Origin of the sequence: Streptomyces lanatus, from assembly GCF_014655715.1 — a bacterium.
Lineage (GTDB): Bacteria > Actinomycetota > Actinomycetes > Streptomycetales > Streptomycetaceae > Streptomyces > Streptomyces lanatus.
In genome coordinates, this window is record NZ_BNBM01000006.1 from 77,543 (window position 1) to 101,132 (window position 23,590).

A 23,590-nucleotide genomic window follows, 5' to 3' on the forward strand; every position below is an offset into this window, starting at 1 on the left:
AGCCTTCGCAGGGCTATTCGAACATCTGGGGACGGACAGGCGCGTGGAAGATCGGCGGACCCTGGTCGACGGGGTGCGGCTCGTCGTACGGGCACTCGTGTACGCCGTCGTCGGCGGCGCCGCGCTCCTCGCCATCGCCACCGTCGTCTCGGTCCTCGGGCCCATGCTCGCCCTCGACCTCTACACCCCGCCGGTCGCCGCCTGGTGGACCGTCTTCACGGCGATCGCCGTACAGGGCGTGCCCTTCCTGCTGCTCGGCACCGTCGTGTCGGCGGCGATCGGGGCCTTCGTACCGGAGAAGGTCTTCAGCCGGCTGCTGCCGCAGAACCAGGCCCTCGCGGTGCCGGTCGCGGGGGCGGCCGGTGTCGTGCTGCCCGGGTGCGAGTGCGCGTCCGTGCCGGTGGCGGGGAGCCTGATGCGACGCGGAGTGGCTCCCGCCGCCGCCCTCGCCTTCCTGCTCTCCGCCCCCGCCATCAATCCGATCGTGCTGGTCGCCACGTCCGTGGCCTTCCCCGGGCAGCCGAAGATGGTCCTCGCCCGCCTCGTCGCCTCGCTCGCCACGGCCGTGGTGATGGGCTGGCTGTGGGCCCGGTTCGGCCGCGAGGAGTGGATACGGCTCCCCAAGCGGCACGCCGACCCCGCCGCGATCGGCCTGCGCGCCTTCACCGACGGGCTGCAGCACGACTTCCTGCACGCCGGCGGCTTCCTCGTGCTCGGCGCGGCGGCCGCGGCGACCTTCAACATCGCGGTGCCGAGATCCGTCCTGGAGCTCTTCACCGGGTCGGTATGGATGTCGGTGCTGCTGCTCGCGCTGCTCGCGGTCGTGCTGTGCGTGTGCAGCGAGGCGGACGCGTTCGTCGCCGCCTCCCTCAGCGGCTTCTCGCCCACCGCGCGGCTGGCGTTCATGGTGGTCGGTCCGATGGTGGACCTGAAGCTGATCGCCCTCCAGGCGGGCACCTTCGGGCGGTCCTTCGCGCTGCGGTTCTCGTCCGTGACCTGGGTGGTGGCCGTGCTGAGCAGCGTGCTCGTGGGGTGGTGGCTGCTGTGAGGCGGTACGGACCGGCGGTACTGCTGCTCCTGACGGGCGCGGCGATCCTGCGGATCTCGCTGTTCGGCGAGCTGTATCTGCGGTATGTGCAGGCGGGACTACGGCCGTACCTGGTCGTGTCGGGATTCCTGCTCATGCTCCTGGCGGTGGCCGCGGCGGTCGCCGGGCGAGCGGAACAGGAACCGCACGCCGAGCAGGGCCAGCACGGAGAGCACGGCGAACACACCGGCCGCGATCAGGAACGCGAACACGGCGAGCACGACGACCACGGCGACGATTCCCACACCCACGATCAGCACGGCGGCCACCATAGCCCCCGCGTCGCCTGGCTCCTCACCCTCCCCGCCCTCGCCCTCCTCCTCTTCCCTCCGCCCGCCCTCGGCTCCTACAGCGCCGAACGCGAGGCGGCACAGCGCGCGGCACAGGGCGTCGGCCACTTCCCGGCACTGCCTGCCGGGAACCCGGTGGAGCTGACACTCGCGGAGTTCAGTTCCCGGGCGGTCTACGACAGCGGACGCTCACTCGCGGGCCGCACGGTCCGGCTGACCGGCTTCGTCACCCGCGACGACGACGGCACCTGGTACGTCACCCGCCTCCTCGTCGCCTGCTGCGCCGCCGACGCCACCACCAGCAAGGTCGAGATCCGCGGCCAGGACACCCCACCGGCCGACACCTGGATCACCGTCACCGGCACCTGGCACCCCAAGGGCAGGCTCGGCACGGACGCGGCGTGGCCGCCGGTGCTGGACGCCGGGTCGGTGCGGCGGATCGCGCAGCCGGCGAATCCGTACGAGAAGCGGTAGCCGGCCTCCACGACCGGTCGTACAGGCGGTGTCACCGGGGTTTTGCCGTGCGGGTTGCGGGTAGTCGGGCGTCGTCCGGGGTGGGCGGTACAGGGGCCGTCGGGATCCCGGAGCCAGCAGGCCGCGCTCGGGACGAGGAGGCTGCCGTGCGGCCCAGAGACGAGCAGAGTGAGCAGGGAAGGGAACCGGCGAGGCCCGCGGACGCCATCGCGGACCGGGTACGCGGGGCCGGACCCGGCGAGATCCCGGGGCGTCTGTGCGATGTCGCCGTGGAGTTGCTGCCCGTGACCGGGGCGAGCGTGTCACTGCACAGCGACGGCATGCCGGTCCAGCTGGGCGCGAGCAGCGCGCAGGCCGCGTATGTCACCGAGATCCAGGCCACCCTGGGCGACGGTCCCTGCCAGTCCGCCGCGGAGAGCGGGGCGCCGGTGCTGGCGCGTGATCTGACGGCCGGGCAGGACGTGCTGCGCTGGCCGGTCTTCGCCCAGCAGGCCACGGCCGCCGGGGTGCGGGCGGTGTACTCGATGCCGCTCGGCAACGACACGGTGTGCGTCGGGACGCTCGACCTCTACCGCGACTCCCCCGGCGACCTCGACGACCGGGACCTGCGGACGGCACGGGTCATGGCCGGGATGATGACGGTGGCGCTGATGGCGCTGCCGCGCATGGAGGAGGCGGACGGGCCGGGCGACGACCGGTGGCTGAGCGGCCTCGCCACCGACCATGACCAGGTCTATCAGGCCACCGGCATGATCATGGCCCAGCTGGGCGTCGGCACCGACGAGGCGCTGGCCCGGCTGCGGGCGCACGCGTTCGCCCTGGGGCGTACGGCGCTGGACGTGGCTCGGGACGTGGTGGCGCACCGGTTGCGGTTCGACGGGACCTGAGTCCCGGCCCGGTCGCGGCCGACGGTCCCCCTAGGATCGTCGGCCATGGACATAGCGGGTTTCATCATCGCGTTCGCCGCGCTCATGGTCGTCGCCGGCCTTCAGGGGCGGCTCTCCCGTGTCGACCGGCGGGTTGCCCGGGTCGAGCGCAAACTCGACCTGGTGCTGGAGCACTTGGGTCTCGTCGACGACGATCCGCGGATGGCCGAGGTCATGGCGCATGTGCGGGACGGGGACCAGATCAAGGCGATCAAGCGGTACCGGGAGATCACCGGGGCGGACCTGCTGGAGGCCAAGGAGGCCGTCGAGCGCATGGCCTGACCCGGTCGTCAGACGGACCGTCTGCTCTGCCTCCTGACCTCCGCCAGTCGGTGGGCGCCGAGTTCGACGGTCGTCCATGTGGCGTCGGCCGACACCTCGCCGAGGCCGCCGTTGGTGACGATGATCGCGTCGTCGCCCACCCGGACGACGGCGACGTCGAGGGTGAGGGTCGGGGCATCCTCGTACTCGGAGATCCCGCTGAGCACGATCCGCAGCGCCTGCCCCGCGTCCCCGACGTGCGGCATCTCGGCGCCCCTGACCTCCACGCCGAGCTGCCCGCCGCCGGCCGTCGCCGTGAACCGGCCGCACTCGTCCGGCATGCCGCCGAGCCACTGCAGCGTGTCGTCGATGTCCTCGGGGTGATGGGCGACGACCTGGTAGCGCAGCTGGGCCCCGTCCCAGGCGTCGTCCAGCCCGATCGAGGCGCGGGTACGGGCGTCCGGCCCGAGGATGTCCTCCGTGTAGAGGACGTCGAGCAGCCGCGCGCATTCGCCCGACTCGGTGCTGGCCTTGAGCATGGACTCCCGCCAGGTCGCGAACCCGTCGGTGGGCACCCAGGGTTCACCGAGATCGGTCTCGCTGACCAGCGCGGCCCGCGCCTGGGCCTCGGTCAGCGTCGGCGCGGCGACTGGGGTGCGCGAGGCGGTGCCGGGGGCCGCCGAGGAGGAGGCCGGGGCGCGGACCGCGTGGACCGGCCGGCCCAGTCCGGAGACGGAGCACGCGGGCGCGGACAGCAGGGCACCTGCCGAGAGCACCGCGATGGTGACGGCACGGGCCGGATGACGGGGCATCACAAAGCCTCCTGAGCCAGGGTCGAGGACGCGCCCAAGATCGGGTACGTCCTCTTAAGGCACCACCCCGACAGGAAGCCCACCAGCGCCGCCGGGCCGTCCGGGTGACGGGGGCGGTCAGCCGCCGTCGGCTTCGGGGGGGGGGAGCATCATGTCCTTGCCCGGTAGTCGTTGCTCGGATCCGCAGCTTGCCGAGGGAGGCGTCGTCGGTGTCGGTGGCTTCGAAGGCACGGATCCCTTCGGGAGGCTGCGGGGCGATCCGGCGTGTGACGCCGAGGCGGGCTGCGGCGTGCAGTGCTCTTACAGCTGGAGGTTGCCGCGCCACGGATCGAATGAGGCTGACAGGCGGAGAGTTGATCGGCAGCCCATTTCAAGGGCTGATCAATTGCGTCCGCTCAACCGCACACCTTTCGGTACGGCACTTCACGCACGTACGTCCGCCACTGCGCCCTCGTCAGCTCGCGCTCTCCCGCCCGCGCGCACACCGATTCGACCGCCCGGGTCGGGTCGATCGTGTAGCGCTGGAGGGGCACGTGCGCGCTTCCCGCGTACACCGTGCCGCTGTCCGCGCCGAACGCCACCGTGTCGATCGCGTCGCCGGGTGTGGTCAGGAGGCCGCCGAGCGGCTGGTGGGTGGCGATGTCCCACAGCTGGAGGCTTCCCGCCTCGCCGCCCACCGCCAGCGTGCGGCCGTCGGGGCTGATGGCGAGGGCGCTGACGGCCTCGGAGGTGTCGTCGCTGACCGGGTAGGAGCCGTCGTCCGGTCGGTCGGTCGGTTCCTCCGGGAGCGCAGGGAAGACGTTCGGCATGGTGCCCTCCCGCTGCCGGACCGCCGCGTCCCACAGCGCCACCCGCCCCGCCCGGTCCCCCGCCGCGAGCCGCGAACCGTCCGGGGCGAAGGCGAGGGCGCCGATCTCGTCGCCCTGGACCAGGTCGCGTCCGGTGACCTTGCCGCCCGGCAGACTCGCCGTCCGGTTGTCGCCGGCCAGAAGCCCGCCGTCGGGGCGGACGGCCAGGTGACTGCTGGACAGACCGGTGAGGACGGCCGTCCGGCGGTGGCGGGCGATGTCCCAGGTCTCGTCGGTCAGCTCGCCGGTAACCGATGTGCGGGTGAGGTGGAGCGTGCGGGCGTCAGGGCCGAGGGCGATCGTGATCACCGCCCCGGCCGAGGTCTTCTCCGCCAGGTCCAGTGCCGCGCGGGCCCGGCCCCGGGTGACGTCCCAGATCGTGAGCCGCTGCGGGGACGCCTCGTGCCAGGGCGCCGTGACGCCGTACGCGAGCACCTTGCCGTCGGGGGTGAAGGCCAGATGGGGGAGGGTGTACTCCGGGAGCTCCGGCCGGGAGGGGTCGCGCGGCGGCGTGGGCGGCAGTGTCCTGAGCAGTCGTCCGTCGCGTGTGTCGCGCAGCTCGAAGCGGTAGGTGTCGCCGGTGCGTCGCGCGGTGGCGAGAGTGCGGCCGTCCGGGCTGATCTGCACCTTGTCCGCCGGCCGGTCCTGCCAGGCGGAGGTCACGGCCGTCCCGACGTCCAGGGTGTGGACCGTGCCGGCATCCAGATAGCGCAGTACCGGGCGGGTGGGGTCCCAGGCCAGATCGCCGAGGTGCTGGTTGTTGAGGGAGTGCCGGAACACCGGGGCGTCGACGCCCATCCGCCACACCCTGATCTCCTCCCCGTCGGCGGTCGCCAGGAAGTTCCCGTCCTTGCTGAAGGCGGCGTACCTCACTCCGGTGTGGGGGAGGTCGTGCAGCTGTTCCCCCGACCGGACGTCCCAGACCCGCACGCCGCTCGGCATCACCGCGGCGAGCCTCCCCCAGCCTTCGGCCGGGGGGACCCCCATCTCGCTCCGCTCGCCACCACCGCCGAGCACCAGCTGCAGGCGCTCCTGGCCGCAGATGTCGCCCGCGCGTTCCCAGCGCCCGTGCACCGTGCGCCGGTCCGTGAGGTCCCGCACCTGCGGCGCGCCGCCTTCCCCGAGGGGGCAGACCGCGATCAGCCGGCCGTCCTCGCTCGGCGCCGTGGTGTCCTCCGCCTCGAACAACAGCCTCCCGTCCGCGGCCGAGTGCACCCTCGCCCGGAACTCGCCCGCACCGCGCACGGAGTACGTGCTCCTGCCGAAGTCCACGACGGCCGACTCCGGCAGCCGGTCACCGGCCCATCGCCCGGCGACCGTGTCCCACAGCCGCACCCCGTCGCCCCGGCCATCCCCGTGGATCGCCAGCAGCCGCCCGTCCGGGCTCGCCCCGATCGCGGTACCGCTCTCCGGCAGCCGCCCCTCGGCGATCCGCCGGTGCCGTGTCACGTCCCAGGTCCGCCAGGTGCGCCCCTCGACGCTGAGCAGGGTGCGACCGGAGTCCGTCAGACGGCGGAAGGGGCTGTCGCCCGGTGCCCGGTCGCTGAAGGTGTCCAGTTCCTGCTGGCCGAGCGAACCCAGCAGCGCCCGCCGGGTCTCCGGCAGCTCGGCCACCCGCCAGGCGGCGACGCCCAGCAGCTGTGCGGTGCGCGGGTCGGTCGTGCGCAGGCCGTCCGCGACGGCGGCGATACGGCGGGCCTCGTCGTCGATACGGCGGCGCTCGTTGTCCCGGCCCTGCGTCCAGGCGGCGAGACCGGCGACCAGCGCCACCACGAGGACCGCCGCCAGTGCGCCCATCCCCGCCCGTGTCCGGCGCGTCGTGCGGGCGGCGGCCCGGCGTTCCGCCTCACGGGCGGCCAGCGCGGCGGTGAGGAACTCGCGTTCCGGCACGGTCAGGGAGCGGTCGGCCTCGTGATCGGGGATCAGCTCCGCCACACGGTCCAGGCGGGTGCCCCGGTACAGGGCGCCGGGGTCGCGCTCGTGCTCCAGCCAGACCCGGGCGGCCTCGGTCAGCCGCCGGTGGTGACGCAGCCGCTCCCGGTCCTCCTCGATCCAGCCGCGCAACCGCGGCCAGCTGGTGATCAGCGCCTCGTGGGCGAGCTGGACGGCGTCCTCGTCGACGGTCAGCAGCCGGGCGCGGGCCAGCCGCTCCACGACCACCGGCACGTAGGGACACGCCCACTCCTCCCGCTCGGCACGGTTCAGCGGGCGCCGGGTGTCGGGGGTGCCCTGGCCGGGCTCGACCATCCGCAGCAGCAGCCGCCGGGCGGCATCCGCCTGCTCCGCGGTCAGCTGCCCGTACGCCTCCTCGGCGCTCGCCGCGATGGCGCCGCGCACCCCGCCGGCCGCCTGGTACGCGGCCAGGGTGAGCACCCGGCTCTTGCGCCGCCGCCAGGTCTCCAGCAGTGCGTGCGAGAGCATCGGCAGCCCGCCGGGCTCGTCGAGGACTTCGTCCACGATCCGCGCGGTCAGCTCCCGCTCCACCAGAAGCCCGGCCTCCTGCGCCGGCTTGACGACCGCCTCGCGCAGCTCGTCCGCGGTCATCGGGCCGACCAGCAGTCCGGCGCCGCACAGCGTGTCCGCGAGGCCGCGGTGCTCGCCGCAGCGGGGGTAGAAGTCGGCCCGTACGGCGATGAGCACCCGCAGCCGGCTGCCGGGGTCCCGGGCGGCGAGCAGCAGGTCGATGAACCGGGCGCGCTCCGCCCGGTCCCGGCACAGGGTGAAGACCTCCTCGAACTGGTCCACCACGACCCAGCTCTCCGGCTCGTCCTCCGCCGGGGTCAGCAGATGGCCGTACCTGGCGGCAGGCCGGTCGCCCGGCGTGAGCACCCGCAGCACCGCCGGACGGCCCCGGTCGGCGATCTCCTCCTGGAGCCGGGGTATCAGTCCGGCCCGCAGCAGAGAGGACTTTCCACTCCCTGAGGCACCGAACACCGCGGCGAACCGGTGCCCGCACACCAGCTCCAGCAGGTCCTCCGTCAGGCGGTCCCGGCCGAAGAACAACCCCTGGTCGGCCGGCTCGAACCGGGACAGGCCCCGATACGGCGGCGCCGCGTCCTCGTCCTCCTCGCGGACCTCGCCCGCCACCTCCGCCTCGGCGTCCCTCCACCGCGGCTCCCACTCGTCCGGGTCGCCGCCGCAGGCCCGCACATAGCCCTGGACGACGGCGAGCGACGGCAGCCGTTCACCGGCCGCGGCCTGCGACAGCGTTGTCGCGGAGAAGCACGCCGTCTCGGCCATCCTCCGGTACGAGGGGCTCCCCGCGGCCTTGCGCAGCTCCCGCAGCTCGTGCGCGAGGCGCGGCACGGGACCGGCCGTCGGGTCCAGCGGTCTTTCCGGGCGCCCCATGCGCACCTCCCTGTGGCCGGCGGATAACTGGCGATTTAGCTGATGAAAGCGGCATCGAGCGCGACGAACGTACAAGCCGCCAGGTAACGGCCAGGTAGACCGCAGGTGACGTTGAGGCGATGCGGCATGTGATGTGCATCAATCCCCCTCCGCCCACGAGCTTGATTGACCTGACAAAGGGGACGTGGCCATCAACGTTCCGGTTGCGGGCCTCGGCCGGCATCCGGCGCAGAGCTCAACAGCCGCCCACGCAAAACGCTCGGCTGGGGGTTCCCAGCCGAGCGTTTTGCAGAGCTCCTGGCCACAGCCAGTTGATCACTGTGTCGCCGTGACCGAGGTCAGCCTCCGTCTGAGCCGCCGCGGCACTGAGTGATGGCGCTGCACCCCCGGGTGTACGGGTTCGCCTCGGTCGACACGATCAGGTCCGTGTCGAAGCCCCAGTGGGCATTCGGGTCCTGGGCCGGGTCGTACTCGATCTGGGCCCTGATGTGGTTGGGATTGGGGATGAAGCTCTCGTAACTGAACGTAGGCGGGTGAAGAGGGTTGATACGGCCATCAGTTGTGGCCTGCGTCACTCGATAGGTCCGCACGCCGACGATCGCGTAATTCGGAATGCGGCGGACGTAGGCCCATTCGTCCTGGCCCCGATAGCGGTCGGCCATATCCGGACGTTCCCGCTGAAGCTGGTCGACGACTTTCAGCGCGTTCCTTGCCCAGGTCGGATCGATCACATAGACGTAGGAGTGTGTGGTGATTTCCCCTGCCTGGCAGCGTGACATCAGGTAGGGACCGAACACCGGAATCATGGCGTAGGCCGCCAGCCGGCCCGTCGAGCAACCCGGGTCCCGCGCCACGCCGGTCAAGGCGACGATTCCTTGGCTCCGCGCGAAAGTCTCCGCCACGGACAGGGTCCCGGTCGTCGAGATGTAGTTGCTCTCCATGGAGCCTTCTCCGCCGTGGACATGGCGGACGAGGTCGTTGTTCCATCCCCGGGCCGTGAAACCGTCTCTGAAGATCTCGTCCGGCGCACGGGAGTCCCCGCGGTACAGGTCGCGCGGGAACGCACTCTGCGGATCGATGTCCGCATTGTGCAGAGACGGACACGACTCCCCGCCCGACCCCGAGGCGGAGCCTCCCGGGCAGGGGCCGTCGGCGGCGACGGCGCTCGACAGTGCGCCGAGCGGGCCGAGCAGGGTGGCGAGCACCGCCAGCATGAGCGTGGACACAACCGACGCGACCGTGCGCCTGCGGCGGCGGGGCAGACCCGTTCCACGGGCCGGTGCGGGCGGCGGCTGTTCGGCGGCTCCCCGTTCGGGGACTGCCATGACGTCTGGGTAGGGCATCGCTCTGTTCTCCAGGTCCTTGGCGTGCCGGGATCCGGCTTGGCCCGACCGAGCCTGGCGACGGAACAGTTGACCGGCACGTCCCTTTCATCAGGTCAATCAATTCCGGGGGCACCGCAATTGATTGACCTGACAAATGGGACATGCCAATCAACGTTCCGGTTGCCAGCGTTGGGTGTGCCGTCGGGCCGGTCCCCGCAGATCGCGCCGTCGGCAGACACACGGACAAGCGAAGGAAACCGAATGTCATTTCGTCTTCTCCGGCGCCTTGGCGCGTCGCTGGCCGTACCCGCAATCGTCGTAGGCGCCGTCGCCGCTCACGGGCTTCCGGCCGCCCACTCGGCGCAGAGCTCGGCCGGCGCCACGGCGGTCACGAGCCATCTCGATCCCGCCCACACGGAACTGGCCGCCAGTTCGGACACATGGCACCAGCTGGTCTGGGACCTCGACGCAGGCGATCAGGGGTACCAGACACTGATCGGCCAGGTGCGGTCACTGGTCACCGCCACGGGCGGCCAGCGTCAGAACGTGGCTACCGTCAGCGGCAGGAACGCCGCCGTCGACGTCACCTCCCCGAACGCCCACCACGAGTTCCTCGACCTCCAGGTGCAGGGCGGCGGCCGGAGAACCCACCTGATCATTCGCCTCAGCGACCTGTACGTCATCGGCTACTTCTTCTACGAGCCCGGTGCGCCCGGCGCCGGAGGCTCCAACGTCTACGTCCCCCTCGCCGACGACAGCCCGACGAACCTGCCGCAGGCGATTCTCCAACCCGGCACCAACGGTTTTGTGAGATACGGCAACATGATCGGGAGAGAGAACTACAACGATCTCGCCGGCCTCGCCGGCACCAACCTGGCCGACCTCCAGATAAGCCCGGCAAGCCTGCAGCAGTCCCTGTACGCCCTGAGCGACCGTGACAATCTCCGAAACAACAACCAGGGTGTCATCGCCCGCGGCCTGCTCCAGTTCATCGTCACTGTCAGTGAGGGCATCCGCAGCAGGCGGCTCGCGGGGAGCATGACGGGCATGCTCCAGAGCCACAGCACCATGACCCTCGGTGAGCCCAACGTGGAACTGATGCGCAAGTGGTCCGACATCAGCAACGTCCTGACCGGCGCTTCGACGTCTTCGTCGCCGCCGCCCGCGGTCACCACCAGGTACTGGGGCACGATCGACACGCCCGCCGCGGCCGCGGCAGTCCTGCTGGTGGCACTCTTCAACAAGGCGTTCGGCAGCCCGCCCCACGACGAGCTCTGACCGACGACACTGGTGCGTCCGGGGACTCCGGCTGCTGCTGGAATTGATTGCCCTGATCGGACGGGCTGCCGATCAACTCTCCGGCTGCCAGTCTTGAATCCGTGCCGCTCATCCCCCCGAGGGGCACACAGCCGCCGGTGGACTCCCCCCGTCCGCCGGCGGCTTCTGGCGTGGCCGTCAGCGCCCGACGTGGCTCACGAAGGCGACGTACGCCTCCGGCGAGAGGGTGAGGGTGCCGACCTCGGGGTTCTTGGAGTCGCGGACGGCGATGTGGGGGGTTAGGGGGGCGACTTCGACGCAGTCGCCGCCGGTGTTGCCGCTGTAAGTGGACTTACGCCAAGGGACGTTGGCCAGATCCGGTGTGCTGCCCATAACGCTCCTCCAGTACGCCCTTGATCAGTTCCGCCGAATCCTCTACGGAGAGGGCGGCCCCCTGCAAGTCAGCGTAACGAAGGGCGCCCTCACGGATGGTGTCCGGGTTGGCGGTCATGTGCCCCGAGATCAGGTCCTCGGTGTAGACGATGTCCGGGTCGTCGTCGAAGCGGAGCAGATTGAACGACCCCGCGAGACTCGTGTGTGCACCCACCCCGAAGGGCAGCACTTGGAGGCGGATCCAGTGCTCGTCCTGGAGGTCCAACAGGTGGTGAAGTTGGTTGCGCATGACCTCCGGGCCGCCGATCGGTCGGTGCAGCACCGCCTCGTCCAGCACCACCAACGACAGGGGCGGTTGCTCCCGCTTCAGAATGCGCTGGCGTTCCATACGGGCGGCGACCAGTTCCTCCAGCTTGTCCCGCCGCCCCGTGGCCAGCACGGCACGGGCGTACTCCTCCGTCTGCAACAGCCCGTACACGAGCTGGCTCTGATATGCGGAGATGTACGTAGCCTTCGCCTCCATGTCGGCGTACGGCTGGAACCACGTCGGCAGTTGGCTGCGCAGCACCAGTCCGACGAGCCGCGAGAAGCACCCATCCGTCAGCAGCGCGGCATCCGCTCGCTCGGCGAACTCTCTCGTCGGCACCTTGTGGGCGGTCTCGATCTGGCCCACAAGGGACCCGGTACAGAAGATGCAGTCCCCCAGCTCCTGCTGGGACATCCCCGCAGACTCCCGATACCGGCGGAGCTCTGAGCCGAAGTAGTCCAGCGGCGAGGCGGTGGGGTCGAGTGTGCGGATGCGGGCCATGGGCGGTCACCCCCAGATCAGAACGCGCCGAGGCGTTCGTTTCGTTCTGTAGCCGAGCGTAACCACACGACTCCACGCTGATGGCATGAATCATGTAACTGCCCAGCCGGGGGAAGGACTTGGCGCCCGGTACGGCGCCACCTTCCCCGCCCTCGGCGAGCACTCCGCCCGGCACCTGCGCCGCATCCTCCGCCTCTACCTCACCGCCTGGGCGATGGACGACCTGTACGACCCGGCCTCCCTCGCCCTCACCGAGCTGATCGCCAACGTCGTACGCCACTGCCCCGACCGGCGTGCCGCGGTGCTGATCCTGCGACTGCCGGAGGGGCGGGGACTGCGTGTCGAAGTCACCGACCCGAGCTCGTGCCCGCCGTTGTCCACAGCTGTGGACGAACTCGCCGAGGGCGGGCGCGGAGTGGGGATCGTCGATGCCGTGACGGACCGGTGGGGGTGGGTTCCGCTGACCGACCGGCCCGGCAAGACCGTCTGGTTCGAGTGTGACGCCAAGGTCGCGGGACAACGTGAGGTGAACGGCGAACGAACCGAATGGAACGGGTGTTGACGCCACGAGGAACAAACCCCCGAAACGCCGAGGACGATTAATCGCCTTGGTCAGAACATGCTGCCAATCAATTCCCCGCACTCCAGTCTCGGTCTCGCCCCGCCGGAATCCCGGCAGAACGAACCACTGGAGAACCCACATGCTGCAGAAAGCCAAGGCCGCCCTCGTCCTGGGCAGTGCCGCCGCCCTGACCGTCGGCTTGACGGGCAGTGCCAGCGCCGGCGTCCTGAACCCGCTGCCGTGGAACGCGAGCACCTTCCAGAACAAGTACATGCCGCTGTTCGACTACGACGGGGACGGCTGCTTCCCCGCGGCGGCGGTGGACGCGGGCGGACACCTCAACGGCGGCCTCAACCCCAGCGGCCCGATCACCGGCGACTGCCGGGACGGCCACCTCGGCAGAGCCAACACGTACTCGCAGTCCCTGTGCCGGAACGGTTGGTGCGCCTACGTCTATGGGCTCTACTTCGAGAAGGACCAGACGCTCAACGGCGCCGACGCCTTCGGGCACCGCCACGACTGGGAGTCCGTCGTGGTCTTCCAGAAGCAGGGCGAGGAGCGCCCCCGGTACCTGGCCGCCTCCCGGCACGGCGGCTACAGCACCCACCCGATCAACGAGGTGCCGATGGACGGCAACCACGTCAAGATCGTCTACCACAAGGACGGCGCGAGCACGCACGCCTTCCGCTTCGCCAAGTGGGGCGAGGACACGGAGGCCTGGGGTCCGGGCAACAAGTGGGACACCCCGGCCCTGGTCACCATGGAGCAGATGGACAAGACGCCGCGCGACGCCCTGTGGAACTCCCAGTGGGGCAGGGCCAACTTCCCTCTGACCAACAACCTCGTCAGCAACATCAACAAGGCCCGCCCGGCGGAGGTCCCGGCGTTCTGACGCCGCCCGACCGCCGCACCTGAGCCGCCCCCGGCGGGGACACTCCCCCCTGTCCCGCCGGGGGCCTCCCTTCGTTCTCACCCGTCTCGGGCTGTCGGTGCCGTGGCCCGGCCTTCGATCACTACGTACGGTGGTGGAGGTGCTTCACCTTCACCCGCTGAGCTGCAACTGCTCCAGCCGCTGCCGCACATTCTCCAGGGCACCAGGGCGACGCCCCGGCACCTTCCCCCTCAACTCGGCGAGGGTGGACCCCAGTTCGCGCGCGAACTCCGCATCGCGGATCTCCCCCCACTGGTGGTGGGCGCGGTCGACCGCGTCCTCCACCACAGCCGCGTCCGGCGCCTGCCCCGCGGTCAGCCTCGCCGACGCGATCATCAACCACGTACGGCAACTACGCACCGGATCCCCCGCGAGCATCGCCAGATCGGCCCGCACCTCACTCCAGTGCAAAGCCTGCACCGAACCGGCCCCGTACACCTGCACGGCCCCGTGCTCCTCCATGGCGGCAAGCTCATCGGCGTCTTTGTGCCGACCGGATTGGACGGCGGAGGTGATGGCGTCGTGGGGGTCGGTGGGGGGCTCGGGCTCGGGCTCGTTGAGGGTGAGGAATTCGGCGGGGGCGGGTGGGAGGCTCAGGGGCGGGGCGGGCGTGGGACTTTGCGTGCTGCTGGACGCCGGGTTCGGCGTGGGACTCGACGCCGGGCTCGGCGCGGGTGTCGGCGCAGGACCGGGCAGCGGGGCCAGTACAAGGGTCGGCGGGTTGCTCGGCACCAGGGCCGGGGCGCGGCTCGACAGGGCGCTCGCCGCTGCCGCCGGGGCAGAGGACTGTGCCGGGAGCGGTGAGGAGGTGGGTGCAAGCCTTGGCGCGGACGCCGGTGCGGGACCCTGCGGACCAGCGGCCGCAGGCGCCGGCATCGGACCCGGTGGTGTGCCCGGCGCCGGAGGTGTCATCACCGGTGTCGGGGTCGGCGCCGGAGGTGTCATCGCCGGTGGCGGGCCCGGTGTATAGCGCGGGGGCGAAGCCATCGAGCCCTGTACATGGCCCGCCGTCAGCACGATGTCCTTGCCCGTGCCGCCCTCCGGGGCGATGCGGGAGAGGGCGTGGTGGTGGAGTTGGTCCAGGGGTGGGCGGTGGCCGCTGCGGAGGAGGGTGGCGATGGCCTTCATGTACGTCGGGCCCGCCACCGTACGACGGCTCGGCGGTGGCGCGATACGGCCGTACACCGCGCTCTGGCGCCCGGAGTCGAGGGGGTTGGCGCACAGCCACTCCCAGGTCTCGGCGTCGGCGTGGAGATCGACGATGAGGGACGTCGAGCCGGGGGCGCGCAGGCGCAGTTCCTCGCGGAACCAGTGCCAGGGGAAGCCGGTGTAGCGGACCGTGGCCGGGGTGGAGCGGGCCAGGGCGAGGTGGGGGAGGTGTTGGCGGCGGTCCAGTTGGATCTGGCCGGCCACGAAGACCGTGAGCGGGCCCGGGGCCGTCGCGGCGGCGCGCAGGCGGGTGAGGACGGCCTGCGGTTCCAAGGGGTCGGCGAGTTCGACGACGTTCGCGGTGTCGGTGCCGGACAGCACCGCGGGCGGCACCGCGGCGAGTATGGGAAGCACGGAGGCGGCGTCCACCAGACAGGCCTTGCCCACCGGTGAGGCGGCGAGCAACAGCACGGTTCCGGGCATCGGTCCCTCCCCATCCCCCGTCGATCACTTACGGCAGCACCGTAACCGCTGCGGGTGCAAAGGGGGGATCTCAGGCCTGCAAACGTCCGTTTCCGTCCCCATTCCCCGCATTCCCCACGCCACTTCTCCGCCGTACCGCGAACACCGTCGTGTCATCGGCCAGCCGCCCGCCGCAGTGCCGCAGCGTGCGCTCCCGCACGAGGGCGACCAGCCGCGTCGGCCGCGCCACACCCGGGTCGGCGGCGACGGCCTCGGTGACATCGGCGGCGAGCGGGTAGAACTCCCCGTCGCCGTCCCGAGCCTCCGTCACCCCGTCCGTGGTCATCAGCAGTGTCTCGTCGGGCCCGAGCGGCACCCGGAGCACGGACGGCGGGCCGTCCACGGGGTCGAGTTCCCCCATGCCGAGCGGCAGCCCTCGGCGGCCGGACGGCAGGGACCGTACGCCTGCGGGGCCGACGACCAGCGGGCAGTCGTGGCCGAGGATCACCGCGTCCACCGCGTCCCCGTCCCCCTCGGGGAACGAGATCAGCACGGCGGTCGCGAACCGGTCCCCGTCCTCCCGCCCGAGGGCCATCCGCATCCGGATGTGCCGCTGCATGCGCACCTCCAGCCGTACGGCGACCGCCGCGAGGTCCGGTTCGTGGTACCCGGCCTCACGGAACGTGCCGAGCAGCGCGGCCGCCGCCTCCACCGCGCCCAGCCCCTTGCCCTGGACGTCGCCGAGGATGACGCGGGTGCCGTGCAGGCCGGTCTGGATGTCGTAGAAGTCGCCGCCGACCCGGGCCTCGCTGTCGGCGGCGAGATAGACCGCCGCGTGCTCCAGACCGCCCCAGACCGGTGGCAGGGGGCGCAGCACGGTACGGCGGATCGTGGCGGCGACGTCCTGCATGTGCAGCATGCGCCGCTCGCCGCGCACCCGGACCACACAGGCCGCCGTGGCGAGGACGCCACCGATGCCGGCGAGGACGAGGTCGGGGAGGCCGGCCTCGTACTCGTGCGGCAGGACGGCGTCGGCGGCGAGGTAGGTGGCCGGGGCCAGCACCGCGAAGACGGCCGTGCCCCACACCCCGCAGATCGCGGCGGCGATACCGGGTACCAGCACGATCCAGGACAGGATCCGGAAGTCGCTGCTGGTGTAGAAGTCGACCAGCACGATGCCGATGAGCAGCAGCAGCGGCGGCGCCCATGCGACGCTCCGGCCCCGCACCCGCAACAGCCCCGACCGACGCGGGGTGCCCTGCGGGCCGGCCGAACCGTCGCTCACGGCCCTCATGCGCCTCAGCGAAGCACGCCGTGGGTCGCGCCGCATCCGGGTACCCGGGGTTCGGGGCCCCGTCCCTGGGGGCTGCCGCCCCCCAGACCCCCGCTTCGGCCTGAACGGCCTCGTCCTCAAACGCCGGACGGGCTGAAATACAAGGAATCGCCCCGCCGACTTGCCAGCAGCCCGCCCCAGGTGTGCCCTGGATTGCGGGGGCGAGGAGGAAGGAGTCCTCTCATGGCTCACGCGGCACCCGCAGGGACGGGCGGCACCGGGACCGCCACCCTGCCCGATGTGTTCGGCGAGCGCACGCACCGCGTCGCGAGCGTCGCCGTGCCGGTCGTCCTCGGGTTGATCTATGGCTACTGGGCCGCGGCGAACCGCCGCTCCGGTGGCGAGATCACCGGCTGGAACCTGCTCTTCGGCTTCGTCACCGCGGCGGCGTTCATGATCCTGTACGTCGGCGTCCGCGCCCTCGCCCCGCACATGAGCCGCGAGCTGCACGCCGTCGTGTGGGCGAGCTTCACGGGCGGTACGTTCGGGTTCCTGTACAGCCAGACCGGCGCGAGCATCATCAGGTCCTGTCTCATGGGGCTGACGATCGGCGCGGTCTGCTTCGTGGTGATGTTCTACCGCTACTACACGCACGAGGACGCCGAGGGCCACCGCATCGGCTGAGACCGCACCGCCAGATGCAGGCACCCCGCTGGCGCCCCCGCCTCCGCCCCCCTTGCCTGAGAGGGTGCCCACCCGTCTGCGGAACGCCCTGTCGGCAGCGCTGATCGCCCTGTCGTGCCTCCTGCTGCCCTTCGGCGCGCTCGCGGCCTGGGTGGTGTACGGGCTGGCCGACACCGGGACGTATGTCGCGACGATGGCACCGCTCGCCGCCGATCCGGCGGTGCGCGGCGCGGTCGCGGACGCCGTGGAGGACGGGATCATGCGTGAGGTCGGCGACCGCCGGGCCACCTCACCGGAGGCGCGCCCCTTCGTCGGCGACGCGGTGCGCTCGTTCACCCGTACCGAGGCCTTCCGCGCGGCGTTGGACGCGGGCAACAGGGCGGTCCACGACGCGGTGCTGCGGGCCCTGCGCGACGAGCGCGAGCGCGCGGTGACGGTCGACCTGGCCCCGATCACCGCCCAGGTCAAGCACCGGCTCACCGCCGACCACGTCCCCCTCGCGCGCCGCATCCCGGTCGAGCACACGGCGGTCGACGTGCTCCCGGCCGCCGAACTGGACCGGTTCAGAAAGGGTTACCACGTGCTCGAAGTCGCCGGATTCTGGCTGCCCCTCGCGGGCGCCGTCCTCGCCGTCACCGGTATCGCCGTCGCCGCGTGCCGCCGCCGCGCGGTCATGGCGACGGCCCTGGGCACGGCACTCGGGGGCGCGCTCCTGGCCCTGGCGGTGGTGATCGGCCGCCGGCTCACCCTGGCCGACCTGCCCGAGGCGGCCCATCGCCCGGCCGCGGGCGCGATCTACGACGCCCTGACGGCGACCCTGCGCACGGTGTCCTGGCTGCTGTTCGTCGTCGGCATGGCGGTGGCCCTGGTCTGCCGGATCACGGAGTACTACGCGCGACTGCGCCGAGTGTCCACAGCACCCGCCCCAGATCCGGCCCGGGAACAGACGCGAGCCCGAGTCTGACGGCGTCCGAGCCGCTGTTCATCCTCCTCGTCCGCTGGATCACGGAGTGCCACGCGCGACTCCGGCAAGTACCCGCAACGCCCACCGCAGATCCGGCCCGGGAGCAGACGCGAGCCCGAGTCTGACGGCGTCCGGCGTGCGGTGCGGGTCGACGGCGAAGGTGGGGCCCGGGGTCACCGCGATGCCGTGCGCTGCCGCGGCGGCCGTGAAGGTGTCGGCCCGCCAGGGCGCGGGCAGCTCCCACCAGGCGAAATAGGCGTGCGGGTCGGATCGTACGGCGAAGCCTCGCAGTTCCTCGGCGAGCAGCCGCTGGCGGTGTTCCGCGTCCGCGCGCTTCGCCGCGACCAGCCGCTGCACCGTCCCGTCCGTGATCCACCGCACGGCCGCCTCCAGCGCGAACCTCCCCGCGCTCCACCCACCGGACCGCACGGCCGCCGCCACCGCCCCGACCCGGTCCTCGGGCACGACGGCGAAGCCGACGGTCAGGCCGGGCGCGACCCGCTTGGAGAGGCCGTCGACGACATGGACGAGGTCGGGGGCGAGGACCGCGAAGGGGTCGTCGTCGGTGAGGAAGGACCAGATGCGGTCCTCGATGACGGGGAGGCCGAGTGCGCGCACGGTGTCGGCGAGCGCGTGCCGGCGTTCGGGGCTCGTCGTGACCGAGGTCGGGTTGTGCAGGGTCGGCTGGAGGTACAGCGCGGACAGTGGGGCGGTGCGGTGGGCGGCTGCCACGCTCTGCGGGAGCGGGCCCTCGTCGTCCGTGGCGAGCGGCACCAGGGTGATGCCGAGCCGGGCGGCGATCTCCTTGACCACGGGGTACGTCAGCGCCTCGACGCCGACCCGGCCGCCGGGGCGGACCAGGGAGGCGAGGGTGGCGGCGACGGCCTGGCGGGCGTTGCCGGTGAACAGCAGCCGGTCGGGGGCGGGCGGCCGGCCCGGGGTGGCGAGCAGGGCGGCCGCCGCCTGCCGGGCCTCGGGGGTGCCGGTGGCGGGGGCGGGGCGGAGGGCCTCGGTGAGGACGTCGGGGCGCAGGAGCGGTGCGAGGGCGGGTGCGAGGAGTTCCGACTGGCCCGGAGCGGAGGGGTAGTTGAGCTCCAGGTTGACCGGCGTCGCGGCGGTCGCGTCCTCGACCAGCGCCCTGCCGCCGGTGCCCGCCGGGGCCGCCCGCACGAAGGTGCCGCGGCCGACCTCGCCGACGACCAGTCCCCGCCGTACGAGTTCGGCGTACACCCGCCCCGCCGTCGACCCGGCGATCCGGCGCCGCCGCGCGAACACCCGCTGCGGGGGCAGTCGTTCGCCGGGCTTGAGCCGCACGGCCGCGATCTCGTCGGCGATGCGGTCGGCGATCCGCCGGTAGTCGTCCATGAGCCCGCCCTCCCACATTGCACCGAGGGCAAAGATCTTATTGCACCGAGGAGTTGGGGCGATCTAGGGTCGTCCACATGACCCCCTTCCTCGCATACGAGGACAAAGGCGCCGATAGTTCTTCGGTCCCCCTTGTCCTCGTCCACGGCCATCCCTTCGACCGCACCATGTGGGCCCCGCAGATCGAGGAGTTCTCCGCCACCCGCCGCGTCGTCGCCCCCGACCTGCGCGGCTACGGCGCTTCCCCGGTCGTCCCCGGCATCACTCCGCTCTCCGTCTTCGCCGAGGACATCGAGGCCCTGCTGGACGACCTGGGGCTGGACACCTTCGTCCTCGCGGGTCTGTCCATGGGCGGCCAGATCGTCATGGAGTGCTACGCCCGCTTCCCCGAGCGCATCCGCGGCCTCGTCCTCGCCGACACCTTCCCGGCGGCGGAGACCGCCGAGGGCAAGCAAAGTCGCGGCGCGATGGCCGACCGGCTGCTGCGCGAGGGCATGCGCGGATACGCCGACGAGGTGCTGGAGAAGATGGTCGCGCCGTACGCGGACGACCAGGTCAAGGCCCATGTCCACGGCATGATGACGGCGACCGCCCCCGAGGGCGCCGCGGCGGCCCTGCGCGGTCGCGCCGAACGCCCCGACTACCGCGCCCTGCTGACCCGCGTCACGGTCCCCGCCCTGGTCGTCGTGGGCGCCGACGACACCTACACCCCCGTCTCCGACGCCGAGGCGATGCACACGGCGCTCCCCGACTCGACGCTCCGGGTGATCGAGGGGTCGGCGCATCTGCCGAACCTGGAGCGGCCGGGGGAGTTCAACGCGGCGCTGGGGCGGTTCCTGGCGTCGGTGGACGGCTGAGGGACGCTCAGTCGTCGGACGGGTAGTCGCCCAGCATGTAGATGAGCGCGATCCCGGCGAAGCACAGGCCGATCGGCACCACGTTCCAGTCCAAGGTTTCGTCCGCGCCCAGTTCCCGGCCGATGAACAACCAGTTGGCAAACAGGGCGATCATGACGCACACATCGATGAGCGATATCGTGCGCCACAGTCCCGCCATGAGTTGCCGCTGGCCCCGGTACCTGTTCGCCAGCAGGACCAGGCACAGCACGAACGAGCCGACGCCGAAGCCGAGGGCCACCTGCCAGGTCGGGTACCGGCCGAGCCGCGTCCCGGACACCCACAGCGACACCGTCGTACAGCTCGGGATCAGCAGCGTTCCGATCCAGAAACAGACGAGCCCACTTCGAGTGATCACTGCCCCGCGACCTCCTGACGTCTCCCGCCGTCGCCCCATCATGGGCGCGCACACGCGGGACCCCTCCCGCCGCCGGACCATCGCGCAACCTTCTCCCCACGGCTCTCGTCTTTGAGGGAGGATTCGGGCATCCGATGACACCCGACACCACCCGCGAGCGGAAGGCCCCGACTTGGAGACTGCGGCGTCCGAGGGCGGCAGGCCGGGGCGCCGGTTCGGTGCCTGGGTGGCCGGGCTGCTGTTCCTCGCCGTCAGCGTGGTCGTCGGCTGCCGGGTCGCCGACACCGACGGCATCACGCCCGTCCCGCAGCTCCTCGCGTTCCTGCCGTGGCTGCTCGCGCCCGCCGGCCTCGGGCTGCTGCTGGCCGTGCTGGCCCGCTGGTGGTTCGGCGTCGTGTGGGCACTCGCGCTGCTCGGACTGCTGGCCTGGTTCATCGAGCCGTACGGCAAGAGCACCCAGCCGGACGGGCCCCCGCTCGCCGCCTTCCGGGTGCTGACCTCGAACGTCGAGTTCGGGCAGGCCACAGACGCCCTCGTCGCCGCCGTCCGCCGCGAGAAGCCGGACATCGTGTTCGTGCAGGAATGCGAGTACACCTGCGACGCCCTGCTCAGGAAGGACCTCGGCGCCGGCTATCCGCACCGGGCGGCGCAGGTGGCCGAAGGTTCGAAGGGCTCGGTCGTCCTCAGCCGCTTCCCGCTCGACCCGGCCGACGCCGTCACCGGCACCATGGCCATGCCCGGCGCCGTCGCCGACGTCCGCGGACACGCCGTACGGCTCCAGCTCGCGCACCCCATGCCGCCGCTGCCCGGCCGGACCAACCTGTGGCGCCGGGAGCTCGGCGAGCTGCGGGACTTCGCCGCCGAGGACCACGGCACGCCCCTCGTCGTCGCCGGGGACTTCAACGCCTCACAGGACCACGCCGCCTTCCGCCGCATCCTGGACACCGGTCTACAGGACGCCGCCCGCCTCGACGGCCACGACCGCACCCCGAGCTGGCCGGCCCGCACCACCCCCACCTTCGGCGCGCAGATCGACCATGTCCTGGTCTCCGCCGACCTCTCGGTGAGCGCCGTCCGCTTCCTGGACCTGGCAGGCACCGATCATCGCGCCCTTGTCGCCGACCTCACGCTCCACCAGCGACGATGAGCTGAACACCGGTGCCCATAATGGGCCGCATGCCCCGCGAACTCCCCATCGGCCTCACGCCCCCCGACTGGCTGGTGCGGAACCTGCGGGCCCAGCCGGCCCCCGTCAACCGGCCGGCCGTGATCCGCGCCGCCATCGCGATGGCCCTCCCCCTCGCCATCGGCCTCGCCGTCGACCGCCCCTTCTACGGCGCCATCGCCTCCATGGGCGCCCTCAACGGCGTCATCAGCGACACCGCCGCCGCCTACCGCGTCCGTATCCCCACCATCGCCATCCCCCAGCTCTTCGGCGCCGTCGGCATCACCCTGGGTGCCCTGGTGTACGGCCACGGCTGGGTCGCGGTCGCCGCCGTCACCGGTGTCGCGCTGGTCTCCGGGATGATCTCGACGATCGGCGCGGTCGCCTCCGCGTCGGGCCTGGTGCTGCTGCTGACCTGCGTGGTCGGCGCGGGCCTTCCGATGCCGGGCGCGTGGTGGCTGGCGCCGCTGCTGATGTCGGGCGGCGGGCTGCTGGTGCTCGTCCTCGCCCTGCTCGCCTGGCCGCTCAGGTCGGGGGTGCCAGAGCGTGCCGCCGTCGCGAACACCTACCGCACCGTCGCCGACCTCCTCACCGCCGTCGGCGGCTCCACCCAGGCCTACGACGACGCCCGCCACGCAGTCACCCAGTCCCTGAACCAGTCCTACGACATCGTCCTCGCCCACCGCGCCCGCCACCACGGCCGCAGCCCCGAACTCGCCCGTCTGCTGGCCCAGTTGAACGCCATCACCCCGGTCGTCGAGGCCGCCCCCGCCGCCCACCTGGCCGGCACCCCGCTCCCGCCCGAGGTCCCCGAGGCGGTACGCCATCTCGCCTCGGCCGTCGAGACCGGCTACACGGGCCCGATAGGCCTCAAGCCCGCCACCACGGAAACGACCCGCGCCGTCGACCACGCCCTGCGCCACGCCGCCGACGTCGTCGCCACCCCCGACGTCGACCCCCGCGGCATCGACGACCGCCTCGGCCGCCCCGCGGCCCTGAGCATCCGCGCCGCCCGCGCCCTGCGCGGCGTCACGCTCTCCGCCGCCTCCTGGCGCTACGGCCTGCGCCTCGCCCTGTGCATCGGCCTGGCCCAGGTACTGGTGTCGATCATCGACGTCCCCCGCTCCTACTGGGTCGCCCTGACCATCACCTTCGTCCTCAAGCCCGACTTCGGCTCCGTCTTCTCCCGCGCCCTGCTGCGCGCCCTCGGCACCGTCGCCGGCCTGGTGATCGCGGCGGCGGTCCTGGCCGAGGTGCCGCGCGGCTGGTGGGACGTACTGGCACTGCTCCTGCTCGCCCCGCTCGTCCCGGCGCTCACCCCTCGCGGATACGGCTACCAGACGGCCGCCATCACCCCGGTGATCCTGCTCCTCTCCGACGTCCTCAACCGCCAGGGCACCGCCCTGCTCCTGCCCCGCCTGGTCGACTCCCTCATGGGCTGCGCCATCGCCCTGGTCGCCGGGTATCTGCTGTGGCCGGAGAGCTGGCACACCCGCGTCGGCGACCGCCTCGCCGGAGCCGTGGACGACACGGCGAGCTATCTGGAGGCCGCGTTCGGCCCGACGCCCGTCGACCCCCCGGCCCGCGCCCGCATGCGCCGCCGCCTCTACCGCGACCTCTCCACCATCCGCACCGAATTCCAACGCGCCCTGACCGAACCCCCGCCCACGGGACGCCGGGCGGCCGCGTGGTGGCCCTTGGTGGTGGCGGTGGAACGCATCGTGGACGCGACGACGGCGGCGAGGGTGAGGGTGCGACATGGGGCGCCCGCGCCGTCGACCGCCGAGGTGACCCAGGTGGCGCTTCAGCTACGGGAGTTGGCGGAGGGCGTACGCAAGGCCGAGACCCTGTACGCGGTCCGTACGGATCTGACGGGCCCGGCAGGCAGCGTCCTGGAGCCCCTACGCCAGGAGGTAGCGGCGGCACGCGCCATCGCGTCCCCGCACTAGATG

21 protein-coding genes are annotated in these 23,590 nt (G+C 72.0%); 12 read left to right on the top strand and 9 right to left on the bottom strand.

The annotated features are described in order from the left end of the window. Nucleotides 1-43: 43 nt before the first annotated feature. From IE325_RS17760 to IE325_RS17775, 4 genes are all read left to right on the top strand, one after another. Nucleotides 44-1,048 carry a permease gene (locus IE325_RS17760; protein ID WP_190070916.1) on the top strand — a complete coding sequence of 335 codons (1,005 nt, stop codon included), beginning with the start codon at nt 44-46 and terminating at the stop codon, nt 1,046-1,048. Further along, the gene (locus IE325_RS17765; protein ID WP_190070917.1) at nt 1,045-1,851 is read left to right on the top strand and encodes a TIGR03943 family putative permease subunit; all 807 of its coding nucleotides are present in this window, start codon (nt 1,045-1,047) and stop codon (nt 1,849-1,851) included. The genes IE325_RS17760 and IE325_RS17765 overlap by 4 nt, the downstream gene beginning before the upstream one ends. 146 nt (nt 1,852-1,997) lie before the next feature. Continuing rightward, complete coding sequence (locus tag IE325_RS17770) at nt 1,998-2,738, top strand: GAF and ANTAR domain-containing protein (RefSeq protein WP_190070918.1); 741 nt, start codon at nt 1,998-2,000, stop codon at nt 2,736-2,738. A 45-nt stretch (nt 2,739-2,783) separates the two neighbouring features. Then, nucleotides 2,784-3,059, top strand: a complete 276-nt coding sequence (locus tag IE325_RS17775) for a hypothetical protein (protein ID WP_190070919.1) — start codon at nt 2,784-2,786, stop codon at nt 3,057-3,059. A gap of 8 nt (nt 3,060-3,067) precedes the next feature. Here IE325_RS17775 and IE325_RS17780 read toward each other — a convergent pair whose 3' ends face one another. The 3 genes from IE325_RS17780 to IE325_RS17790 all read right to left on the bottom strand — a co-directional run bounded on the left by IE325_RS17780 (nt 3,068) and on the right by IE325_RS17790 (nt 9,371). Beyond that, on the bottom strand, nt 3,068-3,850 hold the full coding sequence (locus IE325_RS17780; protein WP_190070920.1) for a hypothetical protein: 783 nt from the start codon (nt 3,848-3,850) through the stop codon (nt 3,068-3,070). A 395-nt stretch (nt 3,851-4,245) separates the two neighbouring features. After that, complete coding sequence (locus IE325_RS17785) at nt 4,246-8,046, bottom strand: nSTAND1 domain-containing NTPase (protein WP_190070921.1); 3,801 nt, start codon at nt 8,044-8,046, stop codon at nt 4,246-4,248. A gap of 338 nt (nt 8,047-8,384) precedes the next feature. After that, nucleotides 8,385-9,371: a hypothetical protein gene (locus IE325_RS17790; protein ID WP_190070922.1), complete on the bottom strand. Its 987-nt coding sequence runs from the start codon at nt 9,369-9,371 to the stop codon at nt 8,385-8,387. Nucleotides 9,372-9,632: 261 nt separating this feature from the next. On the opposite strand from IE325_RS17790, the gene IE325_RS17795 reads away from it, so the two are divergent. Further along, nucleotides 9,633-10,649: a ribosome-inactivating family protein gene (locus IE325_RS17795; protein ID WP_190070923.1), complete on the top strand. Its 1,017-nt coding sequence runs from the start codon at nt 9,633-9,635 to the stop codon at nt 10,647-10,649. 177 nt (nt 10,650-10,826) lie between these two features. Here IE325_RS17795 and IE325_RS17800 read toward each other — a convergent pair whose 3' ends face one another. Both IE325_RS17800 and IE325_RS17805 read right to left on the bottom strand, forming a co-directional pair. Continuing rightward, nucleotides 10,827-11,021 (bottom strand): DUF397 domain-containing protein, encoded by a 195-nt coding sequence (locus tag IE325_RS17800; RefSeq protein ID WP_190070924.1) that lies wholly within the window; start codon nt 11,019-11,021, stop codon nt 10,827-10,829. After that, nucleotides 10,981-11,829 carry a helix-turn-helix domain-containing protein gene (locus IE325_RS17805; RefSeq protein ID WP_190070925.1) on the bottom strand — a complete coding sequence of 283 codons (849 nt, stop codon included), beginning with the start codon at nt 11,827-11,829 and terminating at the stop codon, nt 10,981-10,983. The genes IE325_RS17800 and IE325_RS17805 overlap by 41 nt, the downstream gene beginning before the upstream one ends. Before the next feature lie 85 nt (nt 11,830-11,914). Between IE325_RS17805 and IE325_RS17810 the strand changes: the two genes are divergently transcribed. After that, nucleotides 11,915-12,391 (top strand): ATP-binding protein, encoded by a 477-nt coding sequence (locus tag IE325_RS17810; RefSeq protein ID WP_190070926.1) that lies wholly within the window; start codon nt 11,915-11,917, stop codon nt 12,389-12,391. Nucleotides 12,392-12,530: 139 nt separating this feature from the next. After that, nucleotides 12,531-13,283, top strand: a complete 753-nt coding sequence (locus IE325_RS17815; protein ID WP_190070927.1) for an NPP1 family protein — start codon at nt 12,531-12,533, stop codon at nt 13,281-13,283. Nucleotides 13,284-13,433: 150 nt separating this feature from the next. Here the strand turns inward: IE325_RS17815 and IE325_RS17820 are convergent, their stop codons facing one another. Continuing rightward, the gene (locus tag IE325_RS17820; RefSeq protein ID WP_190070928.1) at nt 13,434-14,954 is read right to left on the bottom strand and encodes a hypothetical protein; all 1,521 of its coding nucleotides are present in this window, start codon (nt 14,952-14,954) and stop codon (nt 13,434-13,436) included. A 70-nt stretch (nt 14,955-15,024) separates the two neighbouring features. Continuing rightward, nucleotides 15,025-16,227 (bottom strand): PP2C family protein-serine/threonine phosphatase, encoded by a 1,203-nt coding sequence (locus IE325_RS17825; RefSeq protein WP_190070929.1) that lies wholly within the window; start codon nt 16,225-16,227, stop codon nt 15,025-15,027. A 222-nt stretch (nt 16,228-16,449) separates the two neighbouring features. Here IE325_RS17825 and IE325_RS17830 point away from each other — a divergent pair, with 222 nt between their 5' ends. Next, a complete protein-coding gene (locus tag IE325_RS17830; RefSeq protein ID WP_190070930.1) occupies nt 16,450-16,890 on the top strand; it encodes a hypothetical protein in 441 nt (146 codons plus the stop codon). A gap of 64 nt (nt 16,891-16,954) precedes the next feature. Further along, a complete protein-coding gene (locus tag IE325_RS17835; RefSeq protein WP_190070931.1) occupies nt 16,955-17,854 on the top strand; it encodes a hypothetical protein in 900 nt (299 codons plus the stop codon). Nucleotides 17,855-17,893: 39 nt separating this feature from the next. On the opposite strand, the gene IE325_RS17840 is transcribed toward IE325_RS17835, so the two are convergent. Next, the gene (locus IE325_RS17840; protein WP_190070932.1) at nt 17,894-19,219 is read right to left on the bottom strand and encodes an aminotransferase-like domain-containing protein; all 1,326 of its coding nucleotides are present in this window, start codon (nt 19,217-19,219) and stop codon (nt 17,894-17,896) included. Nucleotides 19,220-19,296: 77 nt separating this feature from the next. Between IE325_RS17840 and IE325_RS17845 the strand changes: the two genes are divergently transcribed. Then, nucleotides 19,297-20,076: an alpha/beta fold hydrolase gene (locus IE325_RS17845; protein ID WP_190070933.1), complete on the top strand. Its 780-nt coding sequence runs from the start codon at nt 19,297-19,299 to the stop codon at nt 20,074-20,076. A 7-nt stretch (nt 20,077-20,083) separates the two neighbouring features. Here IE325_RS17845 and IE325_RS17850 read toward each other — a convergent pair whose 3' ends face one another. Continuing rightward, nucleotides 20,084-20,473 (bottom strand): hypothetical protein, encoded by a 390-nt coding sequence (locus tag IE325_RS17850; RefSeq protein ID WP_190070934.1) that lies wholly within the window; start codon nt 20,471-20,473, stop codon nt 20,084-20,086. 172 nt (nt 20,474-20,645) lie between these two features. Between IE325_RS17850 and IE325_RS17855 the strand changes: the two genes are divergently transcribed. Together IE325_RS17855 and IE325_RS17860 are read left to right on the top strand one after the other, a co-directional pair. Further along, entirely contained in the window at nt 20,646-21,620 is a 975-nt protein-coding gene (locus IE325_RS17855) for an endonuclease/exonuclease/phosphatase family protein (RefSeq protein WP_190070935.1), read from the top strand. A 29-nt stretch (nt 21,621-21,649) separates the two neighbouring features. After that, the gene (locus tag IE325_RS17860) at nt 21,650-23,587 is read left to right on the top strand and encodes an FUSC family protein (protein WP_190070936.1); all 1,938 of its coding nucleotides are present in this window, start codon (nt 21,650-21,652) and stop codon (nt 23,585-23,587) included. Nucleotides 23,588-23,590: the final 3 nt, after the last annotated feature.